We start from the raw sequence: 26,029 nt of genomic DNA, 5'->3' as shown, positions 1-26,029 counted from the left end.
TCTCAGACCTATGCCGATCGAAGACGAAAGCAAACGTTTCAAGCAAATAAGAGAGGAGTTGAATCTTACCCAGGCTGCATTTGCCGAGCAGCTGGGTATCAGTGCCACTACTGCGGATATTGAACGCGGGCGAACCAGGATTCCCGGGCAGGTTGTGAAGGAGCTTTTAAAGCAGCATCATATCAATCCGCTCTGGCTTTTCGGAGAAAGCGGGCAAAAGTATCTGCGGATAGGAGAGCCGGTGATGAGCCCGAAAGTAGTGACCGTCGATAATGCAGGTAAGGAGAATATCGTACTTGTCAGTGCAAAGGCTGCTGCCGGTTATCCTCATAACCTTGGTGATGCAAACTGGTTTGAGAATCTGCCGGCTTTTGGTATTCCGTTGCCCGAGTTCCGGAATGCGACTTTCAGGGGGTTTCAGGTTGACGGTGACAGCATGACGCCGGTTTTGCAGTCGGATGAATGGATCGTGGGCAAGGCCGTTGAAGGCTGGGATCATGTAAAAAGCAACCGGATGTATGTGATTGTGACGGCCGACAGTATTTTGGTAAAAAAGATTCAAAAGGACGATAAAACGACTTTTGTAAACCTGATTTCGCTTAATCCCGAATACAGTCCGATTGCTGTTGACAGGAGTGAGGTCAGAGAAATCTGGCAGGTCCATAGCAAGCTCACTTTTGACATGGAAACGGATTCAACCTCTGTCAGCTTGCAAAATTTGCATCAGGAAATGAGGGAGTTGAAGGAGGAAGTAAGAAAACTGGTGAAGTAGAAATTGGTGATCAGATATTTTGATCTATTTTTACTATAAGTCACACATTGGTTTTATTAAATATCAGATTTTGATGGCTAGATTATTCCCTTACATGCACATTCATGACGTTTTTAGTCAGGAATTGAATACTGAAATATTGGCTTATGCTATAAAAGAAAAAGAAAATTTTAAGCCGTCTGTTGTGTATTCGAAGGGCGTGCAAAAAGTTTCAGACTCCCGTATTTCGCAGACATTAATGGATTGCGGGCCTTACCGTGAAATAATTCAGGAAAATATACGCAAGCTGATTCCTTCGATGATTGAAAATCTTCAGATTTCAAAGTTTGAGATTGGCGAAATCGAAGTCCAGTTGGCTGCGCATGGTGACGGTGCTCTTTTTGCGACACATATTGATACGGCGGTTCACGAAAAAACAGAAAATCCAAGAATAATAAGTGCCGTGTATTATTTTCACAGCATACCAAAAAAGTTCAAAGGGGGTGATTTGAGGCTTCACACGATTGCCATTGGTGACGAAGATATTCAGCCCAAAGATATTTCACCTGACAATAACTCATTGCTGGCCTTTCCTTCTTTTTCACCGCATGAAGTGTTGCCGGTCGTTGCTCCCGGAGTTGAGTTTGAGGATTGGCGTTTCGCTGTCAACTGCTGGATTCACAGAGCGTGATCAGGAGTATCGATAATAATGAAATGGCCCTGACTGAGTGAATACTCTTTCAGGACCATTTCATTATTATACTTTTCTAATTTTAAACCTCTTCCGCCATTAGCTGTTTTTCATACAATTCCTTGTAAGCGCCATTTTTAGCCATCAGTTCGGTATGGGTGCCCGTCTCTACAATTTTTCCTTCGTCCAGCACGACGATTTTATCAGCCAGCTTAGCAGACGACACCCGGTGAGAAATAATCACCGAAGTACGTTCGTCCATGATGCGTTTCAGATTTGTCAGAATAATGTTTTCCGTGTTGGTGTCAACAGCGGAAAGGCAGTCGTCCAGAATAAGGATTTTGGGATCGCGGGCAATGGCACGGGCGATTGACAGTCTTTGTTTTTGCCCGCCTGATAATGTGATGCCACGCTCGCCCAATCGGGTTTCAAAACCTTGCGGGAAATCCTGAATGTTACGAAGCAAATCGGCATCCTTAACGGCCAGCTCGATGCGTTCCTGAGACATATCGGTGCTTCCAAACCGGACATTATTGGCGATCGAATCAGAGAATAAAAATACGTCCTGCGGCACATAACCCAGTTGGCGGCGATAGGCGTGCACATTGTAGTCACGGAGTGGGATGCCGTCAACCAAAATCTCACCACTGGTTGGATCATATAACCTGCAAAGTAAATGTGCCAGTGTGCTTTTTCCTGAACCCGTCGTTCCCAAAATGGCAACACTCTCACCGTGTTTGACTTCGAGATTGAAATTTTCCAGCGCCTGAATGCCAGAGTCCGGATATATAAATCCTACATTTTTAAAAGAGATAATCCCGTCGAGTGGTTTCTCAATATTCTTGTCGGAAACAATGGTGTTTTTTACATTCAAGAATTCATTGATTCGGGTTTGAGAAGAAGCCGCGCGCTGGATCTGACTGGTTGTCCAGCCCAGCGCCATAACGGGCCAGGTCAGCATGTTGACATACAAGATAAACTCCGTAATATTTCCCGGCGTAAGGTTGCCGTTCATGATCTCCTTACCACCGACAAAGATGACAAGGATGTTACTGATTCCAATCAGCAGCACAATAACAGGATAAAAGAATGCGTCGACTTTGGCCAGCCGAAGCGACTTGTCCTTGAAATCCTCCGCTTCTGTTTTGAAATTGGTAAAAGAATGTTTTTCCTGTACAAAAGATTTAATAACCCTGATACCAGAAAAAGCTTCCTGGACATAGGTGGAAAGCGCTGAAAGCTGTTTTTGAATTTCCTGAGAGCGTTTCATCATCATGCTGTTCACCACGTAAATACTGATGGAAAGCAACGGAAGTGGCAACAGTACGTAAAGTGTAAGTTTCGCGTTGACCGTGAGCATGTAAGAAATAACAAGGATAAAAAGCACGATCAGGTTGATTCCGTACATCAAAGACGGACCGACATACATCCGCACATTGCTGACATCTTCGGAGATTCTCGCCATTAAATCACCCGTGTTGTGACTTCTGAAAAAACTGGTCGGTAAAGTCTGGTAATGGTTGTAAACGTCATTTTTTAACTCATACTCAATATGTCTTGACATGACGATAATGGTTTGTCTCACCAGAAACAAGAATATTCCTTTAAGTAAGGCCATGGCGAGAATAAGCAGTCCATATAACAAAATGGTGAAAGCGAAGCTGTCATAGAGCTCCGATTGTAAGGCTGCACCGTCAAATAAATAATAGACGTCCAGCGTCTCGCCAACCAAATCCAGTGCATAACGAACAAGTTGTGCCGGAATAATTCCAAAAAGATTAGAAATTATGGTAAAAATTATTCCTAAAATAAGATACCATTTATACTTCAAGAGGTACTTATTGAGGTACTTAAGTGCTTTCACGTGGTAATGTGGTTGATTTGGTCTTTGCGTTATTCTTCAGTGATTTATTTGGCTGATAGCCATTTCACACTAAAACGATTATCCGCAATGAAGAAATTGCTAAAATTAAATATTCCGGTTTTTCGTCGGTCATTAAAATTTTGTCTGATTCTGGTGTGTTTAAATACCAACATTCAAACGTTTTAAAACGTTGCAAAATTAAAAAGCCTGACTTGCATTTTTCCATTTCTAAACAAAATAGTCTAATTTTGCGGTCAATTTTAATATTAACGCGGGGTATTGTAAAATAAAAAACCTTGCTTAACACGCAGATACGTTCTTTGGTTTACTGTACCTTTTATCCAATTAGTGTTCCGGCTTATGCTGAATAGAAGATTATTACGAACAAAAGCTGTTCAAGCTCTTTATGCGCGCAAATTAACTGCTGATGCCAACCGATTACTTGCCCTGGATCAGATTGAGGAAGCATTTGCCCCTGATTTGAACTCTATGGAGTTTCAGGATAAGCAGAAATTAAACAACAATAAGCGTTTGGCGGGACTAGCGTTGGACGAACTTATTAAAAGCGGCGAAGTGAAGGAAAATGAAGAATTTACTTCTGACGTGCTGAAAGTTGCCGAAAGCGCATTCAGAGCATATAAGAGACAGACTGAGGGAGACGGAGAGAAGATGGTTCGCCGGGTGTTGAATGAGACGGAATCTATTTACGTTGATTTTATCCGGGTTTTGTCGATGTTGCTGGAACTGGCTCATCAGGCGAAAATGGACCGTGAGCGCAGATATGATGATCCCGAAGCCCCTTTTCCAAAGGATGGCGGCTTGAACACCAATCGTGTAATCAATGTTCTTCAGGCAGATAAAACGCTGGAAGAAGAAATCATCAGAAACGGTATCAACTGGAGTAATGACATGAACATGATACGTAAGACCTATCGTGAAGCATTACGTAAGAATGCCGAGTATGAGGCATACTGCCACAAAAAGGAACACACCGAAGAAGAAGACCAACTGATCATCCAATACATTTTACGTCAGGTTATTTTGAAACACGAAGTTCCTCTGGATTTCCTGGAACAACGTGATTTGTACTGGGCAGACCACAGTGAACTGATCCGCGGACTTGCGATAAAAACGCTTAAGTCAGCTGACAGTGCTGATACTTTCAGCCTTGCACCGTTGACAAAAGACTGGGAAGAAGATCGTTTCTTTGTTGAAGAATTATACAAAACGGTGATCGAGGAAAGTGACCAGTATGATGGTTATCTTGACGAACAGCTGAAAAACTGGGAGCTCGACCGTATCGCTTTGGTTGATATGATCATTCTCAAAACTGCTTTGGCAGAGCTTATTCACTTCCCGGGGATACCAGTGAAAGTGACGATCAACGAGTTTATTGAAATTGCAAAAAGGTATAGCACGCCAAAAAGCGGCAAGTTTATAAATGGTGTACTGGATGTGCTTTCGGTGAAACTTGCAGCACAAGGTATTGTCAGAAAAAGCGGCCGCGGATTGATAGATAATAAATAGGCACAGAATTTTTAGGCTGAAGGGCAGAGGGGAAACCCGAAAAATTTGTTTATTGTAAATAATTTAAAAGCTAACCACCAACATTTGCGGCTAACCGCTATAAATTACAATGCCATGAGTAAATCAAGCCGTAGTTTAATTGCATTTTTGACAGGATGTGCCACAGGAGCAGCGTTGGGTATTCTTTACGCGCCGGATAAGGGAAATGTACTTCGTACACAGCTGACTTACCGGTTGTCGAAATACCGTGAAAAGTTACAGGCTGTTATTGAAGACCTGATCGAAGGAAAAAATCAGCCTGACAGCTATGCAAGAGCCGAAGGGGAGCGTGTTGTAAATGACGCGCGTGAAAAAGCAGAAAAATTGCTTGAAGACGTTGATCGTCTGATGGCGCAGATAAAAGGTCAGACGAACTGATTTAACTTAACGTATGAAAAAAATTGCCGCATTCGTAGTTCTTTCGGGGATTGCTTTAATGCTTGTTAATTGTTCGGGTTCCGAAAAAAAGGCTGAAACGAAAAACGGAGATATTAAACTTCCGGTTTTCACATTGACAGACAGCTCGTCTTACGACTTCGGTACCATTCAGGAAGGGGAGATTGTGGAACATGTTTTTCATTTTAAAAATGATGGCCCATATCCGCTGATTCTGAACAATATTACATCATCATGCGGTTGTACAACGCCGGAATGGCCCCGTGAGCCGATCAGTCCGAATGCTGCGTCGAGCATAAAAGTTCGTTTTAACAGCAAAGGGAAATCAGGCCCGCAGGTGAAAACTGTAACGGTGTATGCCAATACAGATCCTGCTTATTCGGAACTGAGGCTGAGAGGTATTGTAAATTCAGAGCCAAAACCCGAAGCAGTGAAATAAAACGGGAATTTATTCCCCGCTATTGATCTGAATTGATCTCGTTTTAATTATCTCAATAACCCTAATTTAATAATGACACTTTCAATTTTATTACAAGCAGCAGGTGGCTCACAAGCCATGATTTATCAGGTCGTGATGTGGGTTGGGATTATAGGGGTATTTTATTTCTTCATGATCCGCCCTCAGCAAAAGAAACAAAAGGAGCAAAAAGAGCTTCTTAACAGCATTAAAAAAGGAGATCAGGTAGTTACAATCGGCGGAATTCACGCAAAAGTTTACACGGTGGAGGAAACTTTGGTAACACTTGAACTGGATAAAGGTGTAAAATTAACTGTGGACAAATCGGCGATTGCCCGTACGGTTGCAGAATAATAGAATTAACAGAAGAACGTTATCTATTTGAGAAAATATTCATAGTGGTGTCAGGGGTGGCCTTTATAGTTGATATTAAGGTATTTACATCAAATCCCTGACACCGCTATTTTTGTATAATACTTAACTGTACATTTTGATGTACAATTTTAAAAACCAGCTGTGAGTAACATTCCTTCAGGTCGGAATAAGATTAAAACTTTTATAGGATGTCTTTTGGCGGCTACATTTTTCTGGTTGATGAATGTGCTGAACAAAGACGATTATTCCATAAGACTCAGCTATCCGCTTACGGTTGAGTACGATGCCGCTGCCTTCGTTCCGTTACAGCCCTTGCCTAAAAGAATTTCGGTGAATGTGACGGGAGACGGATGGAATCTGCTCAGAAAATCCTGGCTGAATTTCAATGCCATGCCGGTGGTTTATAAAGTACTTAATCCTACCAAAGCGAGTTTTATTAATTCGACTTCACTGACCGATCAGATCACGGAGTTATTCCCGGACGTAAAGGTTAACTATGTCGTTTCTGATACTTTTGAACTGAGTTTTGAAAGAAAGATCCGTAAAATTATCCCCATCCGCATTGACAGCGTGGGGATCAATATGCGTGAAGGGTATGTAATTTCGAGTATCATTAACATTTCTCCGTCACTGATTTCAATTGACGGTCCCATTTCTCTGGTACGCGGGTATCCGGATACAATCCGTATCGGCATCCCAACGAAGAAAATTCAGAATAATTTTGACGAAAGTCTGCCGATCCCGCTTCCTGTAACGCCTTTGGTGGAAGTCAGTCACCGGGATGTTTACGTGAGTTTCGAAGTGGCGCAGGTGCTGGGAAGTATAAAGTAATTGTTAATGCCGGGCGGCCGGTTTTGTTAATTATTAATTATTAATGGTGGCTTGATCGGGTTTTTTGGAGAGATTGGCAGATTTTGGAAGAAGATAGATAAGTCAAGTTTTCGAAACGAGGGTGCCCCAGTCTTGACTTCTGGTTCTGGGATTTCTAACGCTCAGGGATTAACAATTGATAATTTACCATTAACAATTAATAAAGTTGAATATAGGCGTAACAGGTGGAATAGGCTCCGGTAAAAGCATCGTCTGTAAATTATTTGCCTGCCTTGATATTCCCGTTTATGATGCAGACACGCGCGCAAAATGGCTCACCAATCATGATTTGGTGATACGTAAGGCCGTTGTGGAATTATTGGGCGAGGAATCTTATACCGAGGCTGGTGAATATAACCGGCCTTATGTCTCTGACAAGGTTTTTAAAAATCCAGATCTTCTTAAAAAGCTAAACGCCATTATCCATCCTGCGGTGGGTAAAGATACTGCCGACTGGCTGGCAAGAAACAGTGAATCGCCTTATGTGATCAAGGAAGCGGCTATCATGAATAAAGCCGGTGTTAATAACAACCTGGATTATGTGATCGTTGTGCAGGCACCCATCGAACTGCGGATTCAGCGAGTAAAAAAACGGGATAAAAACCGCTCGGAAGAAGAGATTCGAGCCATTATCGAAAGGCAGATTTCCGATGAGGAACGTCAGGCGATCGCTGACTTTACGATCAATAATGATGAAAATGTTGCCTTGATTCCTCAGGTTTTACATCTTCATCAATTATTTCTGCAAGCTGGCGGAGCAAAGTAAACTAGAAATCAACATCAAGTCCCAGTGCCTGTTTTAACTGCAACAGGTAAGGATTTTTCTCAGCCATATAGTTGAATTTCTCCGCCGGAGTATAAGGTAACCTTTGCACCTCATGCGGAGCGACACGCGCGTTAATATCCAGTCTAGGCGCATTAAACCTGCTTTTCAGGAAACCCAGTAAGTCGTAACGCATGCCCTGGATCGCATCCATTTGCGGGTCATTGTCGAGCGCAATCTGGATAGTGAAATCTACCAGATCAACAGCTCTGTTAAGTGCAATGCCTTCAGTTGTAGAATCTTTGGTTTTTCTTCTATGTTCAGCAAATTCCTGCCAAACCTGTTGCAGATTTTCAAGGGTTAGCTCCAGCGTTGCCGTTGGTGCCGGTTCCGGATTTCTGTTTTCCTGCAATGCCGCGACTTCCTTTGCAGGCAAAGTTTGCGCCGATGGTGTAGAGGGAACAAGCTGCGTGGTACTGCGTAATTTCGAAGGTCTGGCCGCAACAGGCGCTACCGGCTGTGCCCCGTTCGGTACAAAACCACCATTGTTTTCTCTTACGGGTGCTTCATAAGCTGGTGCCTTTGGCTCCTGAATTACAGGTTGCTGTTGAGGCTCAACTTTTTTTTTTGCCGTTTCATCAACGGCTGCAAGAGAATTAAGTTGAAGAATATTGGGCAGATTTGCGAGTTTCATGAGGCATAACTCCACATGCAACCGCTGGTTTTTTGCCGCTTTGTAATTGATATCACATTGGCTGGCGACACTTAACGCAGATAACAGAAAGCTCATGTCCGCATTCCTGGACTGGTCGACATATTTTCTCTCCGCAGACTCAGAAACCTGCAAGAGCGAGACTGTTGCGGCATCTTTACAAACCAGAAGGTTTCTGAAATGTTCGAGCAACCCTACGATGAATAAATGTCCGTCAAAACCTTTTCTTAATATTTCATCAAACAAAACCAGTGATCTTGCGACGCTGGCGGCAGTTAATGCATCGGTTATTTTAAAATAGTAATCATAGTCAAGAATATGCAGGTTTTCCAAAACGGCTGCATAAGTCAGGTGATTGTCGGTTGAAAAGGTGACATTCAAATCAAACATCGAAAGAGCGTCACGCAAACCACCGTCGGCTTTCTGACCGATCAGTTCGAGTGCTTCTTTTTCCGTTTCAATACCTTCCTTTTTGGCGATATCGGCCAGGTGATAAGCAATGTCTTTGGGCTGAATACGGTTGAAATCAAAAATCTGGCAACGGGATAAGATCGTCGGCAGGATTTTATGTTTTTCAGTTGTTGCCAAAATGAAAATCGCATATCCTGGCGGCTCTTCCAATGTTTTCAAAAAGGCATTAAAAGCTGCCTGAGAAAGCATGTGAACCTCATCAATGATATAGATTTTATATTTTCCGGTCTGAGGCGGATAACGTACCTGATCGATCAGGTTACGGATATCTTCAACAGAGTTATTGGAAGCCGCATCCAGCTCATGGATGTTGAAAGAAGCGTTATTCTGGAAACTGATGCAGGATTCACATTCGCCACAGGCTTCTACGTCGTCGCCAAGATTCTGACAGTTAATTGTTTTTGCCAAAATCCGGGCACAAGTCGTCTTTCCAACGCCACGCGGACCGCAAAACAGAAAAGCCTGCGCCAGGTGATTGGTACGAATTGCATTTTTAAGCGTAGTAGTAATATGTGATTGGCCAACCACCGAGTCGAAAGTGACAGGACGATACTTTCTGGCCGAAACAACGAAATGATCCATGGGTGCAAGTTAGCTCCGTGCGGTGGAATTTCAAATTACTTTTTCACGACCAACGGGTAAACACGGACATAGTCAACCTCCATTTTTTGAGGGAAAATGCTGTCATCCACACCTTTCTGTCCTCCCCAGTCGCCTCCGACAGCCATGTTTAATAATAGGTGAAAAGATTTATCATAAGGCCATTGTTCCCAGGAATAGCCGGATTCTTTCGCAAATCTGAAATATTCCTGCCCGTCGACCGCTATGGATATGTATCCCGGAGTCCATTCGCAGGAATAAATGTGAAATGCGGTCGAGGCATCGGTTAACACAATCTGGTTTCCCTTATTTGTTTTCAGGACGTGGTTGAATGCTTTGGTGTGTATGTTGCCGTGGATGCGGTTTTGGTCAAAACCGACGTGCTCCATAATATCAATTTCGCCATTGTCGGGCCAGCTTTTATTACCATAGGCCTGGTCAGTCCCCAGCATCCAGATCGCAGGCCAGGTTCCGCGGCCCTGAGGAAGCTTGGCACGGATTTCAAATTTTCCGTACAGGAAATCAGCCTTACCTTTTGTTACCAGCCTGGCTGAACTATAATTCTGTTTTCCTGATTTTTCTTTTCTGGCTTCTATAATCAGATTGCCATTCTCAACGCGGGCATTTTCTAAATTCTCGGTGTAGTTTTCCAGTTCATGATTTCCCCATCCATCGCCGCCAAGGTCATAACCCCATTTTTTTGCATCCGGCTTTCCTGAGTAGTCAAATTCGTCCTGCCAGATTGGTTTGGAGTCAAATTTGTATTTCTCCGAAATTGGCGGTGCCGGGACCGTTTGTGATTGAGAACAATCCACAAATCCGATCAGGAAAATTGTTGAGAACAGTAGTTTTAGGCCGGGTGAGTTTTGCATATATTTCGTTATTCTGTACTTACAGAAGATCAGTTTAAAAGTTTAGTTAGTCCATTTTTACACGGTCTGTTCGCCAGGGAGTATCGGCGCCTGCAGTTTTTCAATGCTTTCCTTCGAATCACTTTCCTGGCCTTTTGGGAAGATTCGTAAAGTCCGCGCCTTTTAACAGCTCATTGATCTCTTTTAGTTTTTTGTTAACGATCTGCTCACCAGATAGTTTTGGTGTATTATCACCGACTTTTTTAGTTTTCATAATTTTTGAATTAAAAAGTAATCAAACGGTTTATTGGGTTCAAACAGGTGAATGGTTTTTCCTATTCCTCCAAAAACATCAAAAAATTTATTTATCTCTATCAACTCTCTTGAAATAACGATTCGGTAAAGTCGCTGTCTGCGTTCGTCGCTACCTCTGAAAACGATATAGCAAGCGGGTTTTTTAGTTAAAAAATCGTCTATGATTTTAGTGACGGTGGCCAGAACGGTTTTCAAATCTTCATTATTTGTCTCTGTTAAGTCGCTTGTTTCGCCATCTTCTAACATGTCGAGCAATGCCAAATTAAAGATATCAATCCATTCTGTCTGGCTCAAAAGCACAATTTTCCGGACTTGCTTTTTCGGACTTATACTTACAAATTCATAACGGTATTCTGTACGCGAAAGCGTAAACGGATAAGGATTCTCATTCATTTTATTGATCAGTGTGTGTAATTATCTCAAATTTAACGTTTATATACCGATTATTAAAATCATCCTCCTCTGCATACTTGTGACCAACTGGTCAATTCTTATTAATTTTGTGTGCCCCAATTATACAGATAGAATGAAGTCATTAGCATTGAATACAAAAGTCAGTTTTGCACCTCATGACTGGAAGATAAATCACAGTTCGAAGATATTAACCATTGGTTCCTGTTTTGCGGAAGTATTAGGCAGTCAGCTCGATAGCTACAAATTTTCCGTGTTGAATAATCCTTTTGGAACCGTTTTTAATCCGTTGTCAATTGCGAAGCTGATTGATCTGGCACTCGACGGGAAAGTGCCAAATACAAGCTTGTATCATCAAAATGCGGATAAGATCTGGCTGCATCACGACTTTCATTCTTCGTTTTGGGCAAATACCAGAGAAGAGCTGGAAACAAAACTGATCGGCAAACTCAGGGAAGTCAATCAGTTTATCAGAAATGCCGACGTGCTGGTCCTGACTTTTGGAACGGCTTATGCTTACCGTCATCGTGGCAGCAATATACTGGTCGGTAATTGTCATAAGGTGCCTTCGGATCGGTTTGTGAAGGAATTGCTGCACACGGACCAGATCAACATTAGTCTTGAACAAATTTTATTCAAACTGCAATCGCTGCGCAGGGATCTGAAAATCATCCTGACGGTGAGTCCGGTCCGTCATACCAAGGATACGCTGCCATTAAATCAGGTGAGTAAGTCGACGCTGCGTTTGGTTTGTCATCGTTTATCGGAGAAGTTTCGCCAGGTTGAATATTTTCCGTCCTACGAAATCATGATTGACGAATTGCGGGATTACCGTTTTTACAAATCTGACCTTATTCACCCAAACAGTATGGCAGAGGACTATATCTTTCGTACTTTTGCGGATGAATTGATTGATACGCCGGCACTTGAATTCATGAAAGAGTGGGATGGGGTTTTGAAAATGATAAACCACAGACCGCAACATGGATTGACAGAGAGTCATTTTGCATTGCTCAATACACTTCAAAATAAATTAGCGGCATTGTCGGTTGTCACGGACGTGTCGGCTGAACTTGCGGAGATAAAAAGAAGAATTAACGAATTTCCTGCCAATTGATAAACTCATTCACCGTAATTGGTGTTCAGTTGTATCAGGTAATTAAATACAAGGCCTGGGATATTTTCCCGGTCCATATCCAGTACCGCTACGGGTTTTCGTGCGAAATAATAACAATGGGCGAATTTACAATTAACAAAGAAAAAGTACTTCAGGCTTTGAGTACTGTTCAGGAACCGGACCTAAAACAGGACCTGGTGACGCTGAACATGATTCAGGACATCGAAATTGGTGTAAACCAGGTGAAATTTACGGTTGTATTGACAACACCTGCTTGCCCTTTGAAAGAATTAATACGCAGAATGTGTGTTGAGGCAATTCACACACATCTTAATCCTGACGTTGAAGTTAACATCAACCTGACAGCTAACGTAACAAGTATCAGGCCTTTGGGGGCTGCTTTGATCCCGGGTGTGAAAAATGTTATTGCCATCTCTTCGGGTAAAGGTGGGGTGGGGAAATCTACCGTTACGGCCAACCTTGCGATGGCTCTGCATCGTTCGGGAGCGTCGGTAGGTATCATCGATGCCGATATTTCGGGACCCTCCATTCCTCTGATGTTTGGTGCTGAAAATATGCAGCCGACCATCACGCCGAGAGACGGAAAGAACTATATCAATCCGATTCGTCAGTACGGAATAAAAATGATATCCATCGGTTTTTTAACGCCTCCTGATAGTGCAGTGGTTTGGCGCGGCCCGATGGCGAGCCAGGCTTTGAAGCAATTCTTTGGTGATACAGACTGGGGCGATCTGGATTATCTTTTGATCGATCTACCGCCGGGAACGAGTGATATTCACTTAACTTTGGTACAAACGGTGCCGGTAACCGGCGCAATTATTGTAACGACACCACAAAAAGTAGCACTGGCAGATGCAGTAAAAGGGATGTCGATGTTCAGGCAGCCGCAGATCAATGTGCCGATTTTAGGTGTTATTGAAAACATGGCATGGTTTACGCCGGAAGAACTTCCTGAAAGCAAATACCATATTTTTGGAAAAGGCGGCGGACAATCGTTGGCTGACAAATTTGACGTACCTTTGTTAGGACAAATTCCTTTGGTACAAGGCATTCGCGAGGCTGGTGATGGAGGACGTCCGGCTGTTATGGATACAAATTCTATTGTAAATGAGGCGTTTCGTAATGCTGCGGAAGGATTGGCACAACAGGTTGCTATCCGGAATGCGACAAAGGAAAAGACGCAAATGGTAGAAATTCAGGCTTAGATATTGAACTTAGTTTGACTTTATCAATAAATTCTTGCATATTACCGAATAGACTTTTTTAATAATGGATTCAAGAGAAAAAACATTAGAACTAATTGAGCAGGCGTTGGAAACTGTTCGTCCGTATCTTCATGCAGACGGCGGTGATGTGAAGCTGGTGGAATTGACAGATGACCTTACTGTGAGACTTGAATTGATGGGTTCATGCCAAAGCTGCCCGATGAGCGCAATGACTTTCCGTGCCGGACTTGAAGAATCGATTCGTAAAGCGGTTCCTCATATCAACCGTGTGGTAGCGTCCAACGTGCCATCATTAGCATAACCGTTTGTTTATCCGGTAAACAAACGCAATTCAATCGGGCTGTATCAGGCTTAATTGAAATAAATATTTCCTATGCACCATTCGTTGCAATTGATTCATTTTAAATACTGCTTATATTGCAGGTACGTTTTAAATGCATTAATCAGGCAATAATATGCGCATAGGAGTTTTTTTTGGAGGTCCCTCCCGCGAAAGGGAAATTTCATTTGCGGGTGGGAAAACCGCTTTCGAATACTTAGATAAATCACTTTTCACCCCCGTTCCGATTTTTGTTGACAGCTTCGGTCGCTTTATAAAACTGGAACATGCTCTGATGTATTCAAAGGAAATCAGAGATTTTTATCCTGCAAAAAGTAATCAGACAGGTGATTTTAATACTTATATAGAGTCATTTCCACATTTGGCAAAGGAGACCGTTTCGCCGGAAATCGGTACCCTGTTATCGCCGGATCAGTTTAAGGATCATTTTGAGTTCGCTTTCCTTGCCATGCACGGGCCCGACTGTGAGGATGGAGCCATCCAGGGTTTGCTTGAATGGTTTAAAATTCCATACAGTGGACCGGGACTAATGGGTTCTGCGGTAGGAATTGACAAAATCCTCCAAAATGAAATGATCGCTTTGGTGAATAACCAGCAAAAGAAAAGCTGGACTTTACGCCATGAACAGTGGGTCCCGCGTGAATACTCCATTCTTTTCCAGGTGCTGAAAAAACATCTGGGCTTGCCATTGGTGGTGAAGGCGCCGCATCAGGGCTCTTCTATCGGCGTTGCGATTGTAAAGGAAGATTCGCTTGATGCTTTTGTGGCCGCTATTAACCAATGTTTTTTCCAGGTTGAACTTGAAAGTAAAACATGGAAAGCACTGGACGCTGCCGGTAAGCACACTTATGCACAGCGTATCGCTAATCTGGATGAAGGTATTGGTTTTCCTGTTGTTGTAAACGGCGAAAAAATCATTAACCATCCAAAAGATTTGATCGAACAGCTGGACAATATCTTCGCAACGCAGGATGAGATTATCGTTTTAAGCAGTTCAAATGCCGAGGATCAGGTCTTGCTGGAAGAGTTTATCGAAGGTCAGGAGTTTTCTTGCGGCTGTATACAGTTTGACAACGGAAAGCCACTGGCGCTGCCACCAAGCGAAGTGATCAAGATGGTGGACGTGTTTGACTTCAATGCTAAATACAAGCCGGGAGCAAGCCGTAAAAGAATTCCTGTGGATGCTTCACTTGAAAAAAATCAGGAAATTCAGAAAGTGATCGCTGAGGTTTTCCAGCAGCTGGGTATTACGGTATGTGTCCGTATCGATGGATTCCTGACACCGGATGGTACTATTTTATTGCATGACCCTAACACCATTCCTGGTATGTCGCCTACTTCTTTCATTTTTAAACAAATGGCTGAAATCGGGCTGAATGTTACTCAGGCATTGACTTATTTTATCCGACAGTCAATTCGTGAGAGAATTCGTTTAGGGAAAGATACCTGGAATCTCAGACATTTACTGGAACGCCTGGACGATAAAATTACCTCGGCTAAAACAACTCCCAAGCCGGTTACAGGAATTCTTTTTGAAGCTACCGATGAACAATATGTTCTGGCCAGGCAGCAATACGGCCGTTTAAATGCCGAAGGTATTGTAAAACCTGTTCCGGTTTTACATGGAGCTGATGGCAAATATTACCAGTTGCCAAACCCGTTTATGTTCAAGGAATATATTGCCGATGTTGAAATTTTGCTGAGTGAGGGAAGGCATCCTTTACTGTTAGAAACTGCTGAGAAAGCACGGTCACTAACCGATTTTTTTGCCGGGGAAGTAGACGATCAGGTACACATTTTCAACGACATAGAATCAATCGAATTTATTCGAGAGTGGTTCGTAGTCAAAATTAACAATTAATAAATTTCACATTTTTAAGGATAAAAAAGAGCTTGTGTAAAGCTCTTTTTTAGTAAATTTCATTTTCTGCATTTTCCCGCCGGCCTTAAAAAACCGGATTTAGGGACAATGCAAACTTTTAATTGAATTTTTTGACCCCGATAATTTGACGAACCAATGGTACATGGCGCAGAAAAAGTACGGTTAAGCCTTCAGAAAGAAAACAAAGGTTGGAAAAAGTGGGGTCCATATCTCTCTGAACGTCAGTGGGGAACTGTACGGGAAGATTACAGCGGTAATGGTGATGCCTGGAATTATATAACCCATGAAATGGCGTTATCCAAAACTTACCGCTGGGGAGAAGACGGAATCGGAGGGTTTTCTGATAACAAACAGCATATTTGTTTATCCTTTGCTTTTTGGAATCATCGTGATAAGTTTTTGAAGGAAAGAATTTTCGGGCTTACAAACCGGGAATCCAATCATGGTGAGGATGTCAAGGAGATGTATTATTATCTCGATAGTACGCCGACGCACTCTTATACCAAAATGCTTTATAAATATCCCCAGCAGGCATTTCCCTATGACAAATTACGTCAGGAAAATGGCAGAAGAGGGAAAGAGGACCCGGAATACGAGATCATGGATACGGGTGTGTTCGATAACAATGAGTATTTCGACATTTTTATTGAGCATGCGAAGGCAGATGAACAGGATATCATGATGAAAGTTACGGTGCATAACCGTGGCCCGAAAGATGCTCCGATCACGGTACTTCCGACGATCATGTTCAGAAATACCTGGTCGTGGGGATATGAAGCCTTCAATTACAAACCGATGATGAACGGGATTTCCAACCGTTTGATCGAGGTAACGCATCGTAAACACGGAAAGTATAATCTCTATCTGGATGACGCAGACGAGCTTTTATTCTGTGAGAATGAGTCGAATCTTAAAAAGTTATATGGAACGGCCAACAGTACGGCTTATCCAAAAGACGGTATCAACGACTACATCGTAAGCGATCGGAAAAGCGCAACGGTTAATCCGAACAACATTGGTACCAAAGCCTCAGGCAGGTTCACCAAAACGATCAAGGCCGGGGAAAGTGCTACCTTCCGTCTTCGTTTTGTGAATCACTCCATTTCTGAGCCTTTTGGTGGATTTGAGGACCTTTTTGCAAAACGAATTCGTGAAGCAGATGAGTTTTATGACGATATCCAAAAAGATGTTACCGATGCGGACCTTCGCTCGATCCAGCGCCAGTCTTATGCCGGTATGCTGTGGAGTAAGCAGTTTTATTACTACAATGTGTACGAATGGCTGAAAGGCGATCCCGCCCAGCCGGAACCGAATCAGGGACGAAAGTGGGGCAGGAATTCGGGTTGGAAACATTTGTATTCGGCCAACATTATCTCCATGCCCGATAAGTGGGAGTACCCGTGGTTTGCTGCCTGGGACCTTGCTTTCCACTGTGTGCCGCTGGCAAGGGTTGATGCAGATTTTGCAAAGCGGCAGCTGGAAATTTTACTTCGGGAATATTACATGCATCCAAACGGTCAGATTCCGGCCTATGAGTGGAATTTTTCGGATGTAAATCCGCCTGTTCATGGCTGGGCTACCTGGAAGGTGTATGAGATAGACCGGGAGCAGAATAACGGCGTCGGCGATATCGAATTCCTGGAAAAGATATTCCACAAATTGCTGCTTAATTTCACGTGGTGGGTGAACCAGAAGGATGATACCGGAAATAATATTTTCAGCGGCGGATTCCTCGGTTTGGATAACATCGGTGTATTCGACCGGTCGACGCCTATGCCTTTTGGCGGAAAACTGCAACAGGCCGATGCAACCGGCTGGATGGCTATGTATACGCTGAACATGCTTCGAATTTCTGTTGAGATTGCGCTCGTACACCCGGTTTATCAGGATATGGCATCGAAATTTTTCGAGCACTTCCTGCATATTGCAGGCGCTATGGAATCCATCGGCGGTAAAAATTCTTCGATCAGTTTATGGGACGAGGAGGATCAGTTTTATTATGATGTGATCCATATTCCGAACGGACAGAGCATACTCTTGAAAGTTCGCTCGATTGTAGGGCTTATTCCACTTTTTGCCGTGGAAATTCTTGATCCTCAGAATCTTGATAAAATGCCAATTTTCAAGCGACGTGTCGAGTGGGTTTTGGCAAACCGGCCCGATCTGGCGCGTTTGATCTCACGTTGGTTTGAATCCGGTAAAGGCGAAAATCGTTTGCTTTCGATTCTGCGCGGTCACCGGATGAAAATGATCATGAAACGGATGCTGGATGAAAATGAATTCCTGTCTGATTTCGGCGTGCGTGCCTTGTCAAAATACCATAAGGAAAATCCATACAAGTTTTATATCAACGGCGAGGTTTTACAGGTAGATTATACGCCTGGGGAAGCTTTGACTGATATCATGGGCGGTAATTCGAACTGGCGCGGACCGATCTGGTTCCCGTTGAATTACCTGATTTTTGACTCACTGATGAAATTTCACGCATATTATGGCGAGGATTTCCAGATCGAATATCCGACGAATTCAGGCAACCTGGTTACGATCAAAGACGCAGCGATTGCGATTGCAAACCGTCTGATCAACATCTTCAAAAAGGATGCCGAGGGAAGAAGGGCATTTAACGGTGATGATGAAAAAATGCAAAACGACCCGAATTTCAGCGAACATATTTTATTTTATGAATATTTCCATGGAGATAATGGCAGGGGTTGCGGAGCAAATCACCAAACGGGCTGGACAGGCCTTGTGGCAGAACTTATTCATAAAACCGCACAGGAAAAAATGAAAGATTTTGCAAAAGAAGAACTGCCGGTAGGTAAATAATTGCCGTATATTTTTACTTTTATAAAATTAATAACTCAACGAGAACGATATTTTTAGTCTTTTTGCTGCTAAGATCCGTAAAAAGATTTTACAGCAACGAGGCTGAATTTTTAAAACTAACTGTTTCTGAAAACCATCTTTCAATTAATTATGACCGCACAATTAGATCCGAATGTCCTGGCCAAAGTAAACACATGGCTTGAAGGCGATTATGATATCGATACCAAACAATCAATCCAGAAATTGATTGACGAAGGAAATGATACTGAACTTACTGATGCATTTTACAAGGATCTGGAATTTGGAACGGGTGGTTTACGTGGATTAATTGGTGTAGGTTCAAACCGCATGAACCGTTACACTGTTGGAACGGCTACGCAAGGTTTGGCCAATTACCTGAACAAGGCATTCCCGAATGAAGAAATTAAAGTAGCGATTGCATACGATAGCCGCATCAAGTCTGACGAATTTTCTCAGATCATCGCGGATATTTTCTCAGCCAGTGGCATTACCGTTTATCTTTTCGAAGCATTACGTCCGACCCCGGAATTGTCTTTTGCGATCCGTCAGTTGAACTGTCACAGTGGGGTAGTGGTTACCGCTTCTCACAACCCGAAGGAATATAACGGTTACAAGGCTTATTGGACCGACGGATCTCAGGTTGTTGCACCGCATGACGCTAATATTATTGACGAAGTAAACGCAATAAAATCGATCGACGATATCAAGTTTGAAGGTGATCCTTCAAAAGTAATTAAGATCGGTGCGGATATTGACGAAAAATATCTTGATCATATCCTTTCTCTTTCAATCTCGAAAGATGCGATTGCGCGCCAGAAGGATTTGAAAATTGTATACACGCCTTTGCACGGAACGGGTGTAACGCTCGTGCCGCCATTGTTAAAGAAAATGGGTTTTGAGTCGGTGACGGTGATCGAGGAGCAGGCTGAACCCAATGGAAACGGTCAGTTCCCGACGGTTGTTTATCCAAACCCGGAAGAGAGTGAAGCGATGTCCAAAGCGGTTGATAAAGCGAAGGAAATTGATGCTGACCTTGTTTTGGGTACAGACCCGGACGCGGACCGCGTGGGTATTGCTGCAAAAAACCACCATGGCGAAATTCAGCTTTTGAATGGTAACCAGACCGCCAGCGTTTTGATCTATTATCTGTTGAACGCCTGGAAAGATGCAGGGAAACTGACGGGTACCCAGTTTGTTTGTAAGACCATTGTTACAACCGATCTGATCGATAAAATGGCTGCCTCTTATGGCGTGCAATGTTATAATACGCTTACCGGTTTCAAATACATTGCGCAGGTAATCCGTGAAAAAGAAGGGGTTGAGCAGTTTATCGGCGGTGGTGAAGAAAGTTACGGTTATCTGATCGGGGATGCTGTTCGCGATAAGGACGCCATTGCTTCCTGTGCGATGATCGCCGAGTTGACGGCCTATGCGAAGGATAAAGGTTTGAGCCTTTTTGATATGCTGATCGAAATCTACAAGCAATTCGGATTCTATTACGAAGGGCTGATTTCGTTGACGAAAAAAGGAAAAACCGGTGCAGAGGAAATTCAGCAGATGATGGCTGATTTCCGTGCCAACCCGCCTAAGACATTGGCCGGTTCTGATGTTATCCGCATGGATGATTACAAGGCATTAACCACAACCGATTTCACAACCGGAACTACAACCGCTATTCCTTCGGGAGAAATGGGTATCGAATCATCGAATGTATTGCAATTCTTTACGGTGGATGGCACCAAGTTTACCTGCCGTCCTTCCGGAACCGAGCCTAAGATTAAATTCTATGTCGGTGTCCGCGCGGAGCTTCAGGGCAAAGCAGAGTTCGACAGTGTTTATGCTGGTTTGAAGGAAAAAGTGACTGCAATTGGTGAGGAGTTGGGGTTGAAATAACGATTAGATTTTAAGTCATACAATAAAGGACTGTCCCGAAAGGATGGTCCTTTATTGTTTTGTGATCACCAGATAATATTCTTTCCCATTTTTGTATTTAACATAGTGTACTTCATGGATATCGCTGACCGATATGGAGTTCAGGGCTTCCATACTCGAAGCTTGGTCGTTTCGATAATAATGAGTGTTCCAATTTTCTTTCCTGATCAGTAGAAGATTTTCCTTTGTCTTATCAATTCCCAATTCCTCCAACGGCTGACGCGAGGGGCCGTATCCAAAGGAACTCTGCGGGAAACCGATACTTACTTCACGCTCAATTCCTGTGTTTTCCTTATCAAATTTTTCCAATATGGCGTTTCGGATGTACGTTGCTTTGTGAAGCTTTTTTCTGTGGAGTGCCTTTTCGTAATCTTCTTTCAGCATATTGGAAAGTGATTTTTGTCCTTCAACGGAATTGTAACCCATACTTAATCCTGAATCCTTGTAAAGTACCCCGGCAATTCCTTTCATAGGTTCATTTAATGCCACCTCTTTTGGAATGTCGGTGACGCCCATGCCTCGTTGATAGGTGACGGCTGCAACGAGATTTGTTATAAATGATTGCTCCGCATCGTACTGTAACGTGTAAACCGAAAAGGAACCGCCAAAATCCTCGATTGCACTTTTGACTGCTGCAATGTCGGTTATTGTGGCAAGCGGAGAAATGGCCCAATGAAGACTTTTGTCGGTTTTTATAACCCACTTACTGGCAACAGAACTGATTTCAGAACTGTCGATAATAGGAGTTAAGGTAATTTTCGGTTTTACCACGGGAACATTTTGCGGACTATTAACAGCTGTCTCTCCCTGGTTTTGAGCGTTGTCGGAAAAATGGGAAGTCTGGCTGAAAGAAGTTAACACAGGTTGCAAGGCCTTCGGGAAAGTACTTATCAGCTTATTTTTGTAAGGCGCCACAAACGCAGAGGATAGATAGATCAAAGCGATCAAAACTCCGTATTTTCCCAAAACCCAAACGGCAGATGGCTTTCTGTTCATCATTTTAATGCGTTTTTTTAATAGTGACTGGGCAAAGGAATTGGTTAGCGGTAATTCATGCTGTTGCATGACCGCTTTGAGTAAACTGAACTGGTACTGCTTTTTGTGAAAACCATTTTCAAGTACCGCACGGTCAGCCAGATATTCCAGGTTTTCCTGGACTAGTTGCTGATGAAACCAAGAAACCGGGTTAAACCAAAGCAGTATTCGCTGGGTTTCCGCAAGCAAAAGATCCAGACTATGCCATTGATGCACGTGTTCTGTCTCATGGGCTAAAATATGATCCATTTCATCCGGGGCGTGTTTTTCAGGATTACAGATGATCCAGCGAAAAAAGGAATAAGGCGCGGAGTTATCAGCATTTCGGATTAAAATAATACCGTTTTCCAGTCGTTCCGATGGCAGTTTCCATAAAGCAAACAGCAGTTTTCCTACCTGAAATAAAAACCGTGCAGTCAGGACGATGACCCCCAAAAGGTATAGAGCCATAATCCAGTCCATCCAATGCCAGTTTGTCGATTGCAGATTTTGAACAGTGGAAACCGGAAAACCCGCCTGGACTATTTTCTCCTGTATTACCGGAGCTGCCTTTACGATTTCCGGAATCCTGTGGTGGAATTCCTGCTGCACTGTCACCGGTCCCCAGTTGGGAAGCGGCATGAAAGGGAGCGACCAGGCCGCGACGACATTAAGCCATAACAGGGCCCGGTTGATTTTTGAGAAAGTTTCAAATTGGATAAGCCAGCGATATCCGAGCGTGAGGACAGCAAGCAAGAGGCTGACTTTAAGCAGATAAGTGATGAGCATTGGTCTTTAATTTAAATTTTAAGACATCGTTTTTACTCTCCTTCTTCAATCATCCTGATAATTTCTCTCAACTCGTCAGGACTTACTTTTTCGTTTTTGGCAAAATACGCGACAAGATCCCTGTAAGAGTCATTGAAATAGTTTCCGACGACCTTTTTCAATACAAAATTGTTCTGATAATCTTCCTTGCTGATGGCGGGGAAATACTCGTAGGTATTGCCAAATTGCCGGTGCGCCACATAACCCTTTTCTTCCAGGTTGCGGATGATCGTCGACAGCGTGTTGTAATGAAGCCGGGGTTCTGTAAAAAGCGGCAACATATCTTTTACAAAAGCATGCTGTAAGGTCCAAAGCACCTGCATGACTTCTTCTTCCTTGTTGGTGAGCTTCTCTGATTCCATGCAATAAAGTTAAAACTATTTTTGTAGTTAACAAACTATTTTTATAGTAATTAAAATAAAAACTTAATTTTTATAATCATTCGATGATCGGATTTTAGAAGCAAGGGTGTTTTATTGGTTCGTCGTTAGTATACTTTAATTCATTTATTTATATTTAATAAATAAAATATTATATTCATTGGGGCGAATATTTTTTATTGGCTCTGGTCATTATAACCTAACTTCCACTTATGATGAAAAAAATACTTCACAACAAATTCTTCATTTTGCTTTTTCTGGCCTGTTTCTGCTGTCAGGCACTAATGGCCCAAAATATTTCTGTCTCCGGAAAGGTCACGGATGAAGCCGGTTCTGAAATTCCCGGAGCAAACGTGGCCGTCAAAGGCAGTTCGCTCGGGACCACCACCAACGAGAAGGGCGAATACAGCATCTTAGTTAATTCCGGCGGAACATTGGTTTTCAGTTTTATCGGTTTCAAACGGATTGAAGTACAGATTGGAAATCAGAAAGTCGTTAACGTCAGGCTGGAATCCGAGGTTTCTGAATTGAACGAGGTCGTGGTTACCGCTTTGGGACAGACACAGGAAAAAAGAGCCATTGGTTACTCGGTTCAGTCGGTCAAATCGGAGGAAATCCGAAATTCCGGTAACTCGAATGTGGTTGGTGCTTTGCAGGGAAAAATTGCAGGTGCCATTATTACAGGATCCGGTGGAGCACCTGGGGCGGGGGTTAACATTGTTCTCCGGGGTGTAACTTCACTGAGTTCCGGGGCAGATAACCAGCCTTTATTTGTGATTGACGGTATCATTATCAGTAACTCTACCAGTGCCGGAAATCCACTTCCAAGCGCAGGCAGCAATTCTCCGGGAGCTTCCGAGCAGTTTGCTAATACGAACCGCGCGGCAGATATCAATCCGGACGATATCGAAAGTGTTTCTGTATTAAAAGGCCCTGCGGCTACGGCGCTTTATGGGCTGCGAGCATCTAATGGGGCCATTATTATTACGACCAAAAGAGGCAAAGCCGGGAAGCTGAATATTTCGGTTTCTTCGTCGGTAGGTATGGATGTACTTGGCAAGTCGCCGGATATTCAAACAACGTTTTTGCAGGGCAGGCTCGGCGAATTTATTCCGCTCGGTCCGGGGCGAACCCCTTATCAGTCTTTTGGCCCGGTGCTGGACCCGCAGAATTCAACGGACAGGATTTATGATAATTTCCGGGGATTTTACCGGACAGGTTATCGTAACAATAATAATCTGACACTGACGAAGGGCAATGAGAAGGGGAATATCTACGTTTCTTTCGGTAGAAATACGCAGAGCGGGATTGTCCCTAATACCAATTTTAACAGGACCTCAGCAAAAGTTGCGGGAGCTTATAACCTGACAAAAAACTTCAATATTTCGGGATCGTTCAATTACATCAATTCGGGCGGGAAGCGGCCGCCAGCAGGCGACAAGTCTATTTTTAGTGCGTTGGGTTATTGGCCGAATACGTATGATGTCAATGATTATCTCAACCCGGATGGTACGCAAAAGAACATTCTTCCCGGGTTTACGGACAACCCGCGTTACCTCGTTGAAAAAAGCCCGCGCGTCGACAAGATCAACCGTTATATTTCAGACATTACTTTAAATTATAAATTCACCGATTGGCTTTCTGCGAAGTACCAGATTACTTACGATACGTATCGTGAAACCAGGCATCGTCAGGTCGACAGCACCTTTGACGTGGGGATACAGGTAAAAGGCTTTCTGATCAATGAAAAGTTGAATTATCGTGAGCTTAATTCCAATTTATACGTAACAGCGCAAAAGAATTTCGGTGAAAACTGGGCCGGTTCGTTAATGGTCGGTAATGCCGTGGTTGACAGCAAAAGGCCGGATAGCTATTACGAGCGCGGAGAAAACTGGAATGCCCCTTTTACCAACGATCTATCCAGTTATCAGAATCAGCAAAAAAGATTTTATTCACCGGCGCAGTTCAGGATCGTCAGCTTTTTTGCAGATGCGAAACTCAGCTACCGTGATATTTTATATTTAAATGCTACGGTCAGAAACGATATTGTTTCCGTACTTCCGGTCGCAAACCGGTCCTTTGTATATCCTTCGTTTAGCGCTGGCTACGTTTTCACGGAACAGTTGCCGAAGAATGATATCCTGTCCTATGGAAAACTGAGAGCTTCCTGGGCACAGGTGGGAAAAGCGACGACGCCTTATCTGGTGGGGACTTACTATGACATCACGGACAATTTTCCCTATGGAAATACTACCCCCGGTTATATTAGAAAACTGGCCGCCGCTGATCAGAACCTGAAACCGGAAAGAACCACATCAATTGAAATTGGAACGGAGCTCCGCTTTTTCAAAAACCGGCTGATGGTTGACGCGACCTACTTTACCATGGACAGCAAAAACCAGATTGTACAGGCACCCGTTTCCAATGCGTCGGGATTCTCGACCTATTTCACCAACATTGGTTTAATCAGGAATAAGGGTGTGGAATTGCTGGTAAATGTGAAACCTGTTCAGGTCAGGAATTTCTCCTGGGATATTGCTGTAAACTGGTCAAAATTAACCGGCAGGGTTATTGACATGCCTGATGCTTTGCAGGAGATTTCGTATTACGACAATACCGTTGGTTCGCTGAAAGTCCGGGAAGGAAGTAAAATAGGAGATTTGTGGGGTTATGATTACAAAAGGGCTCCCGATGGCCAGATGCTGATCAACGCCACCACGGGATTTCCTGAAACCAGTACCACCCTGACGCAATATGGCAATGCGCAACCGGACTGGATTGGCGGCCTTACCAATACATTCAATTACAAAGGGCTGTCATTGTCCATCTTAGCAGAATGGCGGCACGGAGGTGATGCGATCGATCTGGGAGAGCGGAATGCCCTCCGAAGCGGTTCGATCAAACTGACGGAACGACGCAATGAGCAGGTGATTTTCAAAGGCGTGGTGCTCAATCAGGCGGATAATTCCTACACTCCGAATACCAAGGCCGTTTATCTTGATGATCTTTTATACAATCCTTCCACTTCGACGCGGTTTAATGGCTGGTCGCAACTGAACATTCAGGATGCTTCCTGGATAAGGATCAGGACGGTGAGCCTGAATTATTCATTGCCAAAAAAGATGCTGGGAAATTCGGTTTTCAAGGGTGGTGTGAGGCTTAGTTTAACGGCTACCAATCTTTTCCTGAGCACGCCTTTCCGCGGATATGATCCGGAAGCGCTCACATTTGGCTCTGGTACCAACCTGATCGGTTTTGTCGGAAGAAATAATCCTTCCACCCGTAGTTTTCAGTTTGGCGTCAACCTTAATTTTTAACAGATCATCAACAGAGCCATCATTTCAATTTG

22 protein-coding genes are annotated in these 26,029 nt (G+C 43.4%); 15 read left to right on the top strand and 7 right to left on the bottom strand.

What is annotated here, in order from left to right:
• Nucleotides 1-10: 10 nt before the first annotated feature.
• Both M1L62_RS18920 and M1L62_RS18915 read left to right on the top strand, forming a co-directional pair.
• Nucleotides 11-772 (top strand): LexA family transcriptional regulator, encoded by a 762-nt coding sequence (locus tag M1L62_RS18920; RefSeq protein WP_254561185.1) that lies wholly within the window; start codon nt 11-13, stop codon nt 770-772.
• A gap of 73 nt (nt 773-845) precedes the next feature.
• Nucleotides 846-1,442 carry a 2OG-Fe(II) oxygenase gene (locus M1L62_RS18915; RefSeq protein WP_254561184.1) on the top strand — a complete coding sequence of 199 codons (597 nt, stop codon included), beginning with the start codon at nt 846-848 and terminating at the stop codon, nt 1,440-1,442.
• Between the two features lie 82 nt (nt 1,443-1,524).
• Here the strand turns inward: M1L62_RS18915 and M1L62_RS18910 are convergent, their stop codons facing one another.
• On the bottom strand, nt 1,525-3,306 hold the full coding sequence (locus M1L62_RS18910; RefSeq protein ID WP_254561183.1) for an ABC transporter ATP-binding protein: 1,782 nt from the start codon (nt 3,304-3,306) through the stop codon (nt 1,525-1,527).
• Nucleotides 3,307-3,666: 360 nt separating this feature from the next.
• Here M1L62_RS18910 and nusB point away from each other — a divergent pair, with 360 nt between their 5' ends.
• From nusB to coaE, 6 genes are all read left to right on the top strand, one after another.
• A complete protein-coding gene (gene nusB, locus M1L62_RS18905) occupies nt 3,667-4,833 on the top strand; it encodes a transcription antitermination factor NusB (RefSeq protein ID WP_254561182.1) in 1,167 nt (388 codons plus the stop codon).
• 114 nt (nt 4,834-4,947) lie between these two features.
• The gene (locus tag M1L62_RS18900) at nt 4,948-5,250 is read left to right on the top strand and encodes a YtxH domain-containing protein (RefSeq protein ID WP_254561181.1); all 303 of its coding nucleotides are present in this window, start codon (nt 4,948-4,950) and stop codon (nt 5,248-5,250) included.
• Between the two features lie 13 nt (nt 5,251-5,263).
• Entirely contained in the window at nt 5,264-5,707 is a 444-nt protein-coding gene (locus M1L62_RS18895) for a DUF1573 domain-containing protein (protein WP_254561180.1), read from the top strand.
• A gap of 72 nt (nt 5,708-5,779) precedes the next feature.
• Nucleotides 5,780-6,079, top strand: coding sequence for a preprotein translocase subunit YajC (gene yajC, locus M1L62_RS18890; RefSeq protein ID WP_254561179.1), 300 nt, complete (start codon nt 5,780-5,782; stop codon nt 6,077-6,079).
• Between the two features lie 162 nt (nt 6,080-6,241).
• On the top strand, nt 6,242-6,931 hold the full coding sequence (locus tag M1L62_RS18885) for a hypothetical protein (protein ID WP_254561178.1): 690 nt from the start codon (nt 6,242-6,244) through the stop codon (nt 6,929-6,931).
• A gap of 205 nt (nt 6,932-7,136) precedes the next feature.
• Nucleotides 7,137-7,736 (top strand): dephospho-CoA kinase, encoded by a 600-nt coding sequence (gene coaE, locus M1L62_RS18880; protein ID WP_254561177.1) that lies wholly within the window; start codon nt 7,137-7,139, stop codon nt 7,734-7,736.
• 1 nt (nt 7,737) lies between these two features.
• On the opposite strand, the gene M1L62_RS18875 is transcribed toward coaE, so the two are convergent.
• The 4 genes from M1L62_RS18875 to M1L62_RS18865 all read right to left on the bottom strand — a co-directional run bounded on the left by M1L62_RS18875 (nt 7,738) and on the right by M1L62_RS18865 (nt 11,075).
• Entirely contained in the window at nt 7,738-9,498 is a 1,761-nt protein-coding gene (locus M1L62_RS18875; RefSeq protein ID WP_254561176.1) for a DNA polymerase III subunit gamma/tau, read from the bottom strand.
• A gap of 35 nt (nt 9,499-9,533) precedes the next feature.
• Nucleotides 9,534-10,388, bottom strand: coding sequence for a glycoside hydrolase family 16 protein (locus M1L62_RS18870; protein WP_254561175.1), 855 nt, complete (start codon nt 10,386-10,388; stop codon nt 9,534-9,536).
• Nucleotides 10,389-10,506: 118 nt separating this feature from the next.
• On the bottom strand, nt 10,507-10,641 hold the full coding sequence (locus M1L62_RS29415; RefSeq protein ID WP_256527732.1) for a hypothetical protein: 135 nt from the start codon (nt 10,639-10,641) through the stop codon (nt 10,507-10,509).
• Nucleotides 10,638-11,075 carry a DUF6934 family protein gene (locus tag M1L62_RS18865; protein WP_254561174.1) on the bottom strand — a complete coding sequence of 146 codons (438 nt, stop codon included), beginning with the start codon at nt 11,073-11,075 and terminating at the stop codon, nt 10,638-10,640. The genes M1L62_RS29415 and M1L62_RS18865 overlap by 4 nt, the downstream gene beginning before the upstream one ends.
• Before the next feature lie 133 nt (nt 11,076-11,208).
• Here M1L62_RS18865 and M1L62_RS18860 point away from each other — a divergent pair, with 133 nt between their 5' ends.
• The 6 genes from M1L62_RS18860 to M1L62_RS18835 all read left to right on the top strand — a co-directional run bounded on the left by M1L62_RS18860 (nt 11,209) and on the right by M1L62_RS18835 (nt 20,419).
• On the top strand, nt 11,209-12,210 hold the full coding sequence (locus tag M1L62_RS18860) for a GSCFA domain-containing protein (RefSeq protein ID WP_254561173.1): 1,002 nt from the start codon (nt 11,209-11,211) through the stop codon (nt 12,208-12,210).
• Nucleotides 12,211-12,326: 116 nt separating this feature from the next.
• Nucleotides 12,327-13,436, top strand: coding sequence for an Mrp/NBP35 family ATP-binding protein (locus tag M1L62_RS18855; RefSeq protein WP_254561385.1), 1,110 nt, complete (start codon nt 12,327-12,329; stop codon nt 13,434-13,436).
• A gap of 64 nt (nt 13,437-13,500) precedes the next feature.
• The gene (locus M1L62_RS18850; RefSeq protein ID WP_235148998.1) at nt 13,501-13,758 is read left to right on the top strand and encodes a NifU family protein; all 258 of its coding nucleotides are present in this window, start codon (nt 13,501-13,503) and stop codon (nt 13,756-13,758) included.
• Nucleotides 13,759-13,912: 154 nt separating this feature from the next.
• The gene (locus M1L62_RS18845; RefSeq protein ID WP_254561172.1) at nt 13,913-15,658 is read left to right on the top strand and encodes a D-alanine--D-alanine ligase family protein; all 1,746 of its coding nucleotides are present in this window, start codon (nt 13,913-13,915) and stop codon (nt 15,656-15,658) included.
• Nucleotides 15,659-15,814: 156 nt separating this feature from the next.
• The gene (locus M1L62_RS18840; RefSeq protein ID WP_254561171.1) at nt 15,815-18,505 is read left to right on the top strand and encodes an MGH1-like glycoside hydrolase domain-containing protein; all 2,691 of its coding nucleotides are present in this window, start codon (nt 15,815-15,817) and stop codon (nt 18,503-18,505) included.
• Between the two features lie 150 nt (nt 18,506-18,655).
• Nucleotides 18,656-20,419: a phospho-sugar mutase gene (locus M1L62_RS18835; RefSeq protein WP_254561170.1), complete on the top strand. Its 1,764-nt coding sequence runs from the start codon at nt 18,656-18,658 to the stop codon at nt 20,417-20,419.
• A 51-nt stretch (nt 20,420-20,470) separates the two neighbouring features.
• Here M1L62_RS18835 and M1L62_RS18830 read toward each other — a convergent pair whose 3' ends face one another.
• The gene (locus tag M1L62_RS18830) at nt 20,471-22,261 is read right to left on the bottom strand and encodes a M56 family metallopeptidase (protein ID WP_254561169.1); all 1,791 of its coding nucleotides are present in this window, start codon (nt 22,259-22,261) and stop codon (nt 20,471-20,473) included.
• 32 nt (nt 22,262-22,293) lie between these two features.
• The gene (locus M1L62_RS18825) at nt 22,294-22,662 is read right to left on the bottom strand and encodes a BlaI/MecI/CopY family transcriptional regulator (RefSeq protein WP_254561168.1); all 369 of its coding nucleotides are present in this window, start codon (nt 22,660-22,662) and stop codon (nt 22,294-22,296) included.
• Between the two features lie 230 nt (nt 22,663-22,892).
• Here M1L62_RS18825 and M1L62_RS18820 point away from each other — a divergent pair, with 230 nt between their 5' ends.
• Nucleotides 22,893-25,997 carry a SusC/RagA family TonB-linked outer membrane protein gene (locus M1L62_RS18820; protein ID WP_254561167.1) on the top strand — a complete coding sequence of 1,035 codons (3,105 nt, stop codon included), beginning with the start codon at nt 22,893-22,895 and terminating at the stop codon, nt 25,995-25,997.
• Nucleotides 25,998-26,029 lie beyond the last annotated feature (32 nt).

Origin of the sequence: Dyadobacter diqingensis (assembly GCF_024220585.1) — a bacterium.
GTDB classification, from domain to species: Bacteria; Bacteroidota; Bacteroidia; order Cytophagales; family Spirosomataceae; genus Dyadobacter; species Dyadobacter diqingensis.
The sequence above is the reverse complement of the archived record's forward strand: the minus strand, read 5'-3'. Positions and strand labels throughout refer to the sequence as shown.

What these genes read in the sequence shown, in the direction of transcription:
- M1L62_RS18920 (WP_254561185.1), top strand. Translation starts at nt 11, where the DNA reads ATGCCGATCGAAGACGAAAGCAAACGTTTCAAGCAAATAAGAGAGGAG.
- M1L62_RS18915 (WP_254561184.1), top strand. Translation starts at nt 846, where the DNA reads ATGGCTAGATTATTCCCTTACATGCACATTCATGACGTTTTTAGTCAG.
- nusB (WP_254561182.1), top strand. Translation starts at nt 3,667, where the DNA reads ATGCTGAATAGAAGATTATTACGAACAAAAGCTGTTCAAGCTCTTTAT.
- M1L62_RS18900 (WP_254561181.1), top strand. Translation starts at nt 4,948, where the DNA reads ATGAGTAAATCAAGCCGTAGTTTAATTGCATTTTTGACAGGATGTGCC.
- M1L62_RS18895 (WP_254561180.1), top strand. Translation starts at nt 5,264, where the DNA reads ATGAAAAAAATTGCCGCATTCGTAGTTCTTTCGGGGATTGCTTTAATG.
- yajC (WP_254561179.1), top strand. Translation starts at nt 5,780, where the DNA reads ATGACACTTTCAATTTTATTACAAGCAGCAGGTGGCTCACAAGCCATG.
- M1L62_RS18875 (WP_254561176.1), bottom strand. Translation starts at nt 9,498, where the DNA reads ATGGATCATTTCGTTGTTTCGGCCAGAAAGTATCGTCCTGTCACTTTC.
- M1L62_RS18870 (WP_254561175.1), bottom strand. Translation starts at nt 10,388, where the DNA reads ATGCAAAACTCACCCGGCCTAAAACTACTGTTCTCAACAATTTTCCTG.
- M1L62_RS29415 (WP_256527732.1), bottom strand. Translation starts at nt 10,641, where the DNA reads ATGAAAACTAAAAAAGTCGGTGATAATACACCAAAACTATCTGGTGAG.
- M1L62_RS18865 (WP_254561174.1), bottom strand. Translation starts at nt 11,075, where the DNA reads ATGAATGAGAATCCTTATCCGTTTACGCTTTCGCGTACAGAATACCGT.
- M1L62_RS18860 (WP_254561173.1), top strand. Translation starts at nt 11,209, where the DNA reads ATGAAGTCATTAGCATTGAATACAAAAGTCAGTTTTGCACCTCATGAC.
- M1L62_RS18855 (WP_254561385.1), top strand. Translation starts at nt 12,327, where the DNA reads ATGGGCGAATTTACAATTAACAAAGAAAAAGTACTTCAGGCTTTGAGT.
- M1L62_RS18850 (WP_235148998.1), top strand. Translation starts at nt 13,501, where the DNA reads ATGGATTCAAGAGAAAAAACATTAGAACTAATTGAGCAGGCGTTGGAA.
- M1L62_RS18845 (WP_254561172.1), top strand. Translation starts at nt 13,913, where the DNA reads ATGCGCATAGGAGTTTTTTTTGGAGGTCCCTCCCGCGAAAGGGAAATT.
- M1L62_RS18840 (WP_254561171.1), top strand. Translation starts at nt 15,815, where the DNA reads ATGGTACATGGCGCAGAAAAAGTACGGTTAAGCCTTCAGAAAGAAAAC.
- M1L62_RS18835 (WP_254561170.1), top strand. Translation starts at nt 18,656, where the DNA reads ATGACCGCACAATTAGATCCGAATGTCCTGGCCAAAGTAAACACATGG.
- M1L62_RS18830 (WP_254561169.1), bottom strand. Translation starts at nt 22,261, where the DNA reads ATGCTCATCACTTATCTGCTTAAAGTCAGCCTCTTGCTTGCTGTCCTC.
- M1L62_RS18825 (WP_254561168.1), bottom strand. Translation starts at nt 22,662, where the DNA reads ATGGAATCAGAGAAGCTCACCAACAAGGAAGAAGAAGTCATGCAGGTG.
- M1L62_RS18820 (WP_254561167.1), top strand. Translation starts at nt 22,893, where the DNA reads ATGATGAAAAAAATACTTCACAACAAATTCTTCATTTTGCTTTTTCTG.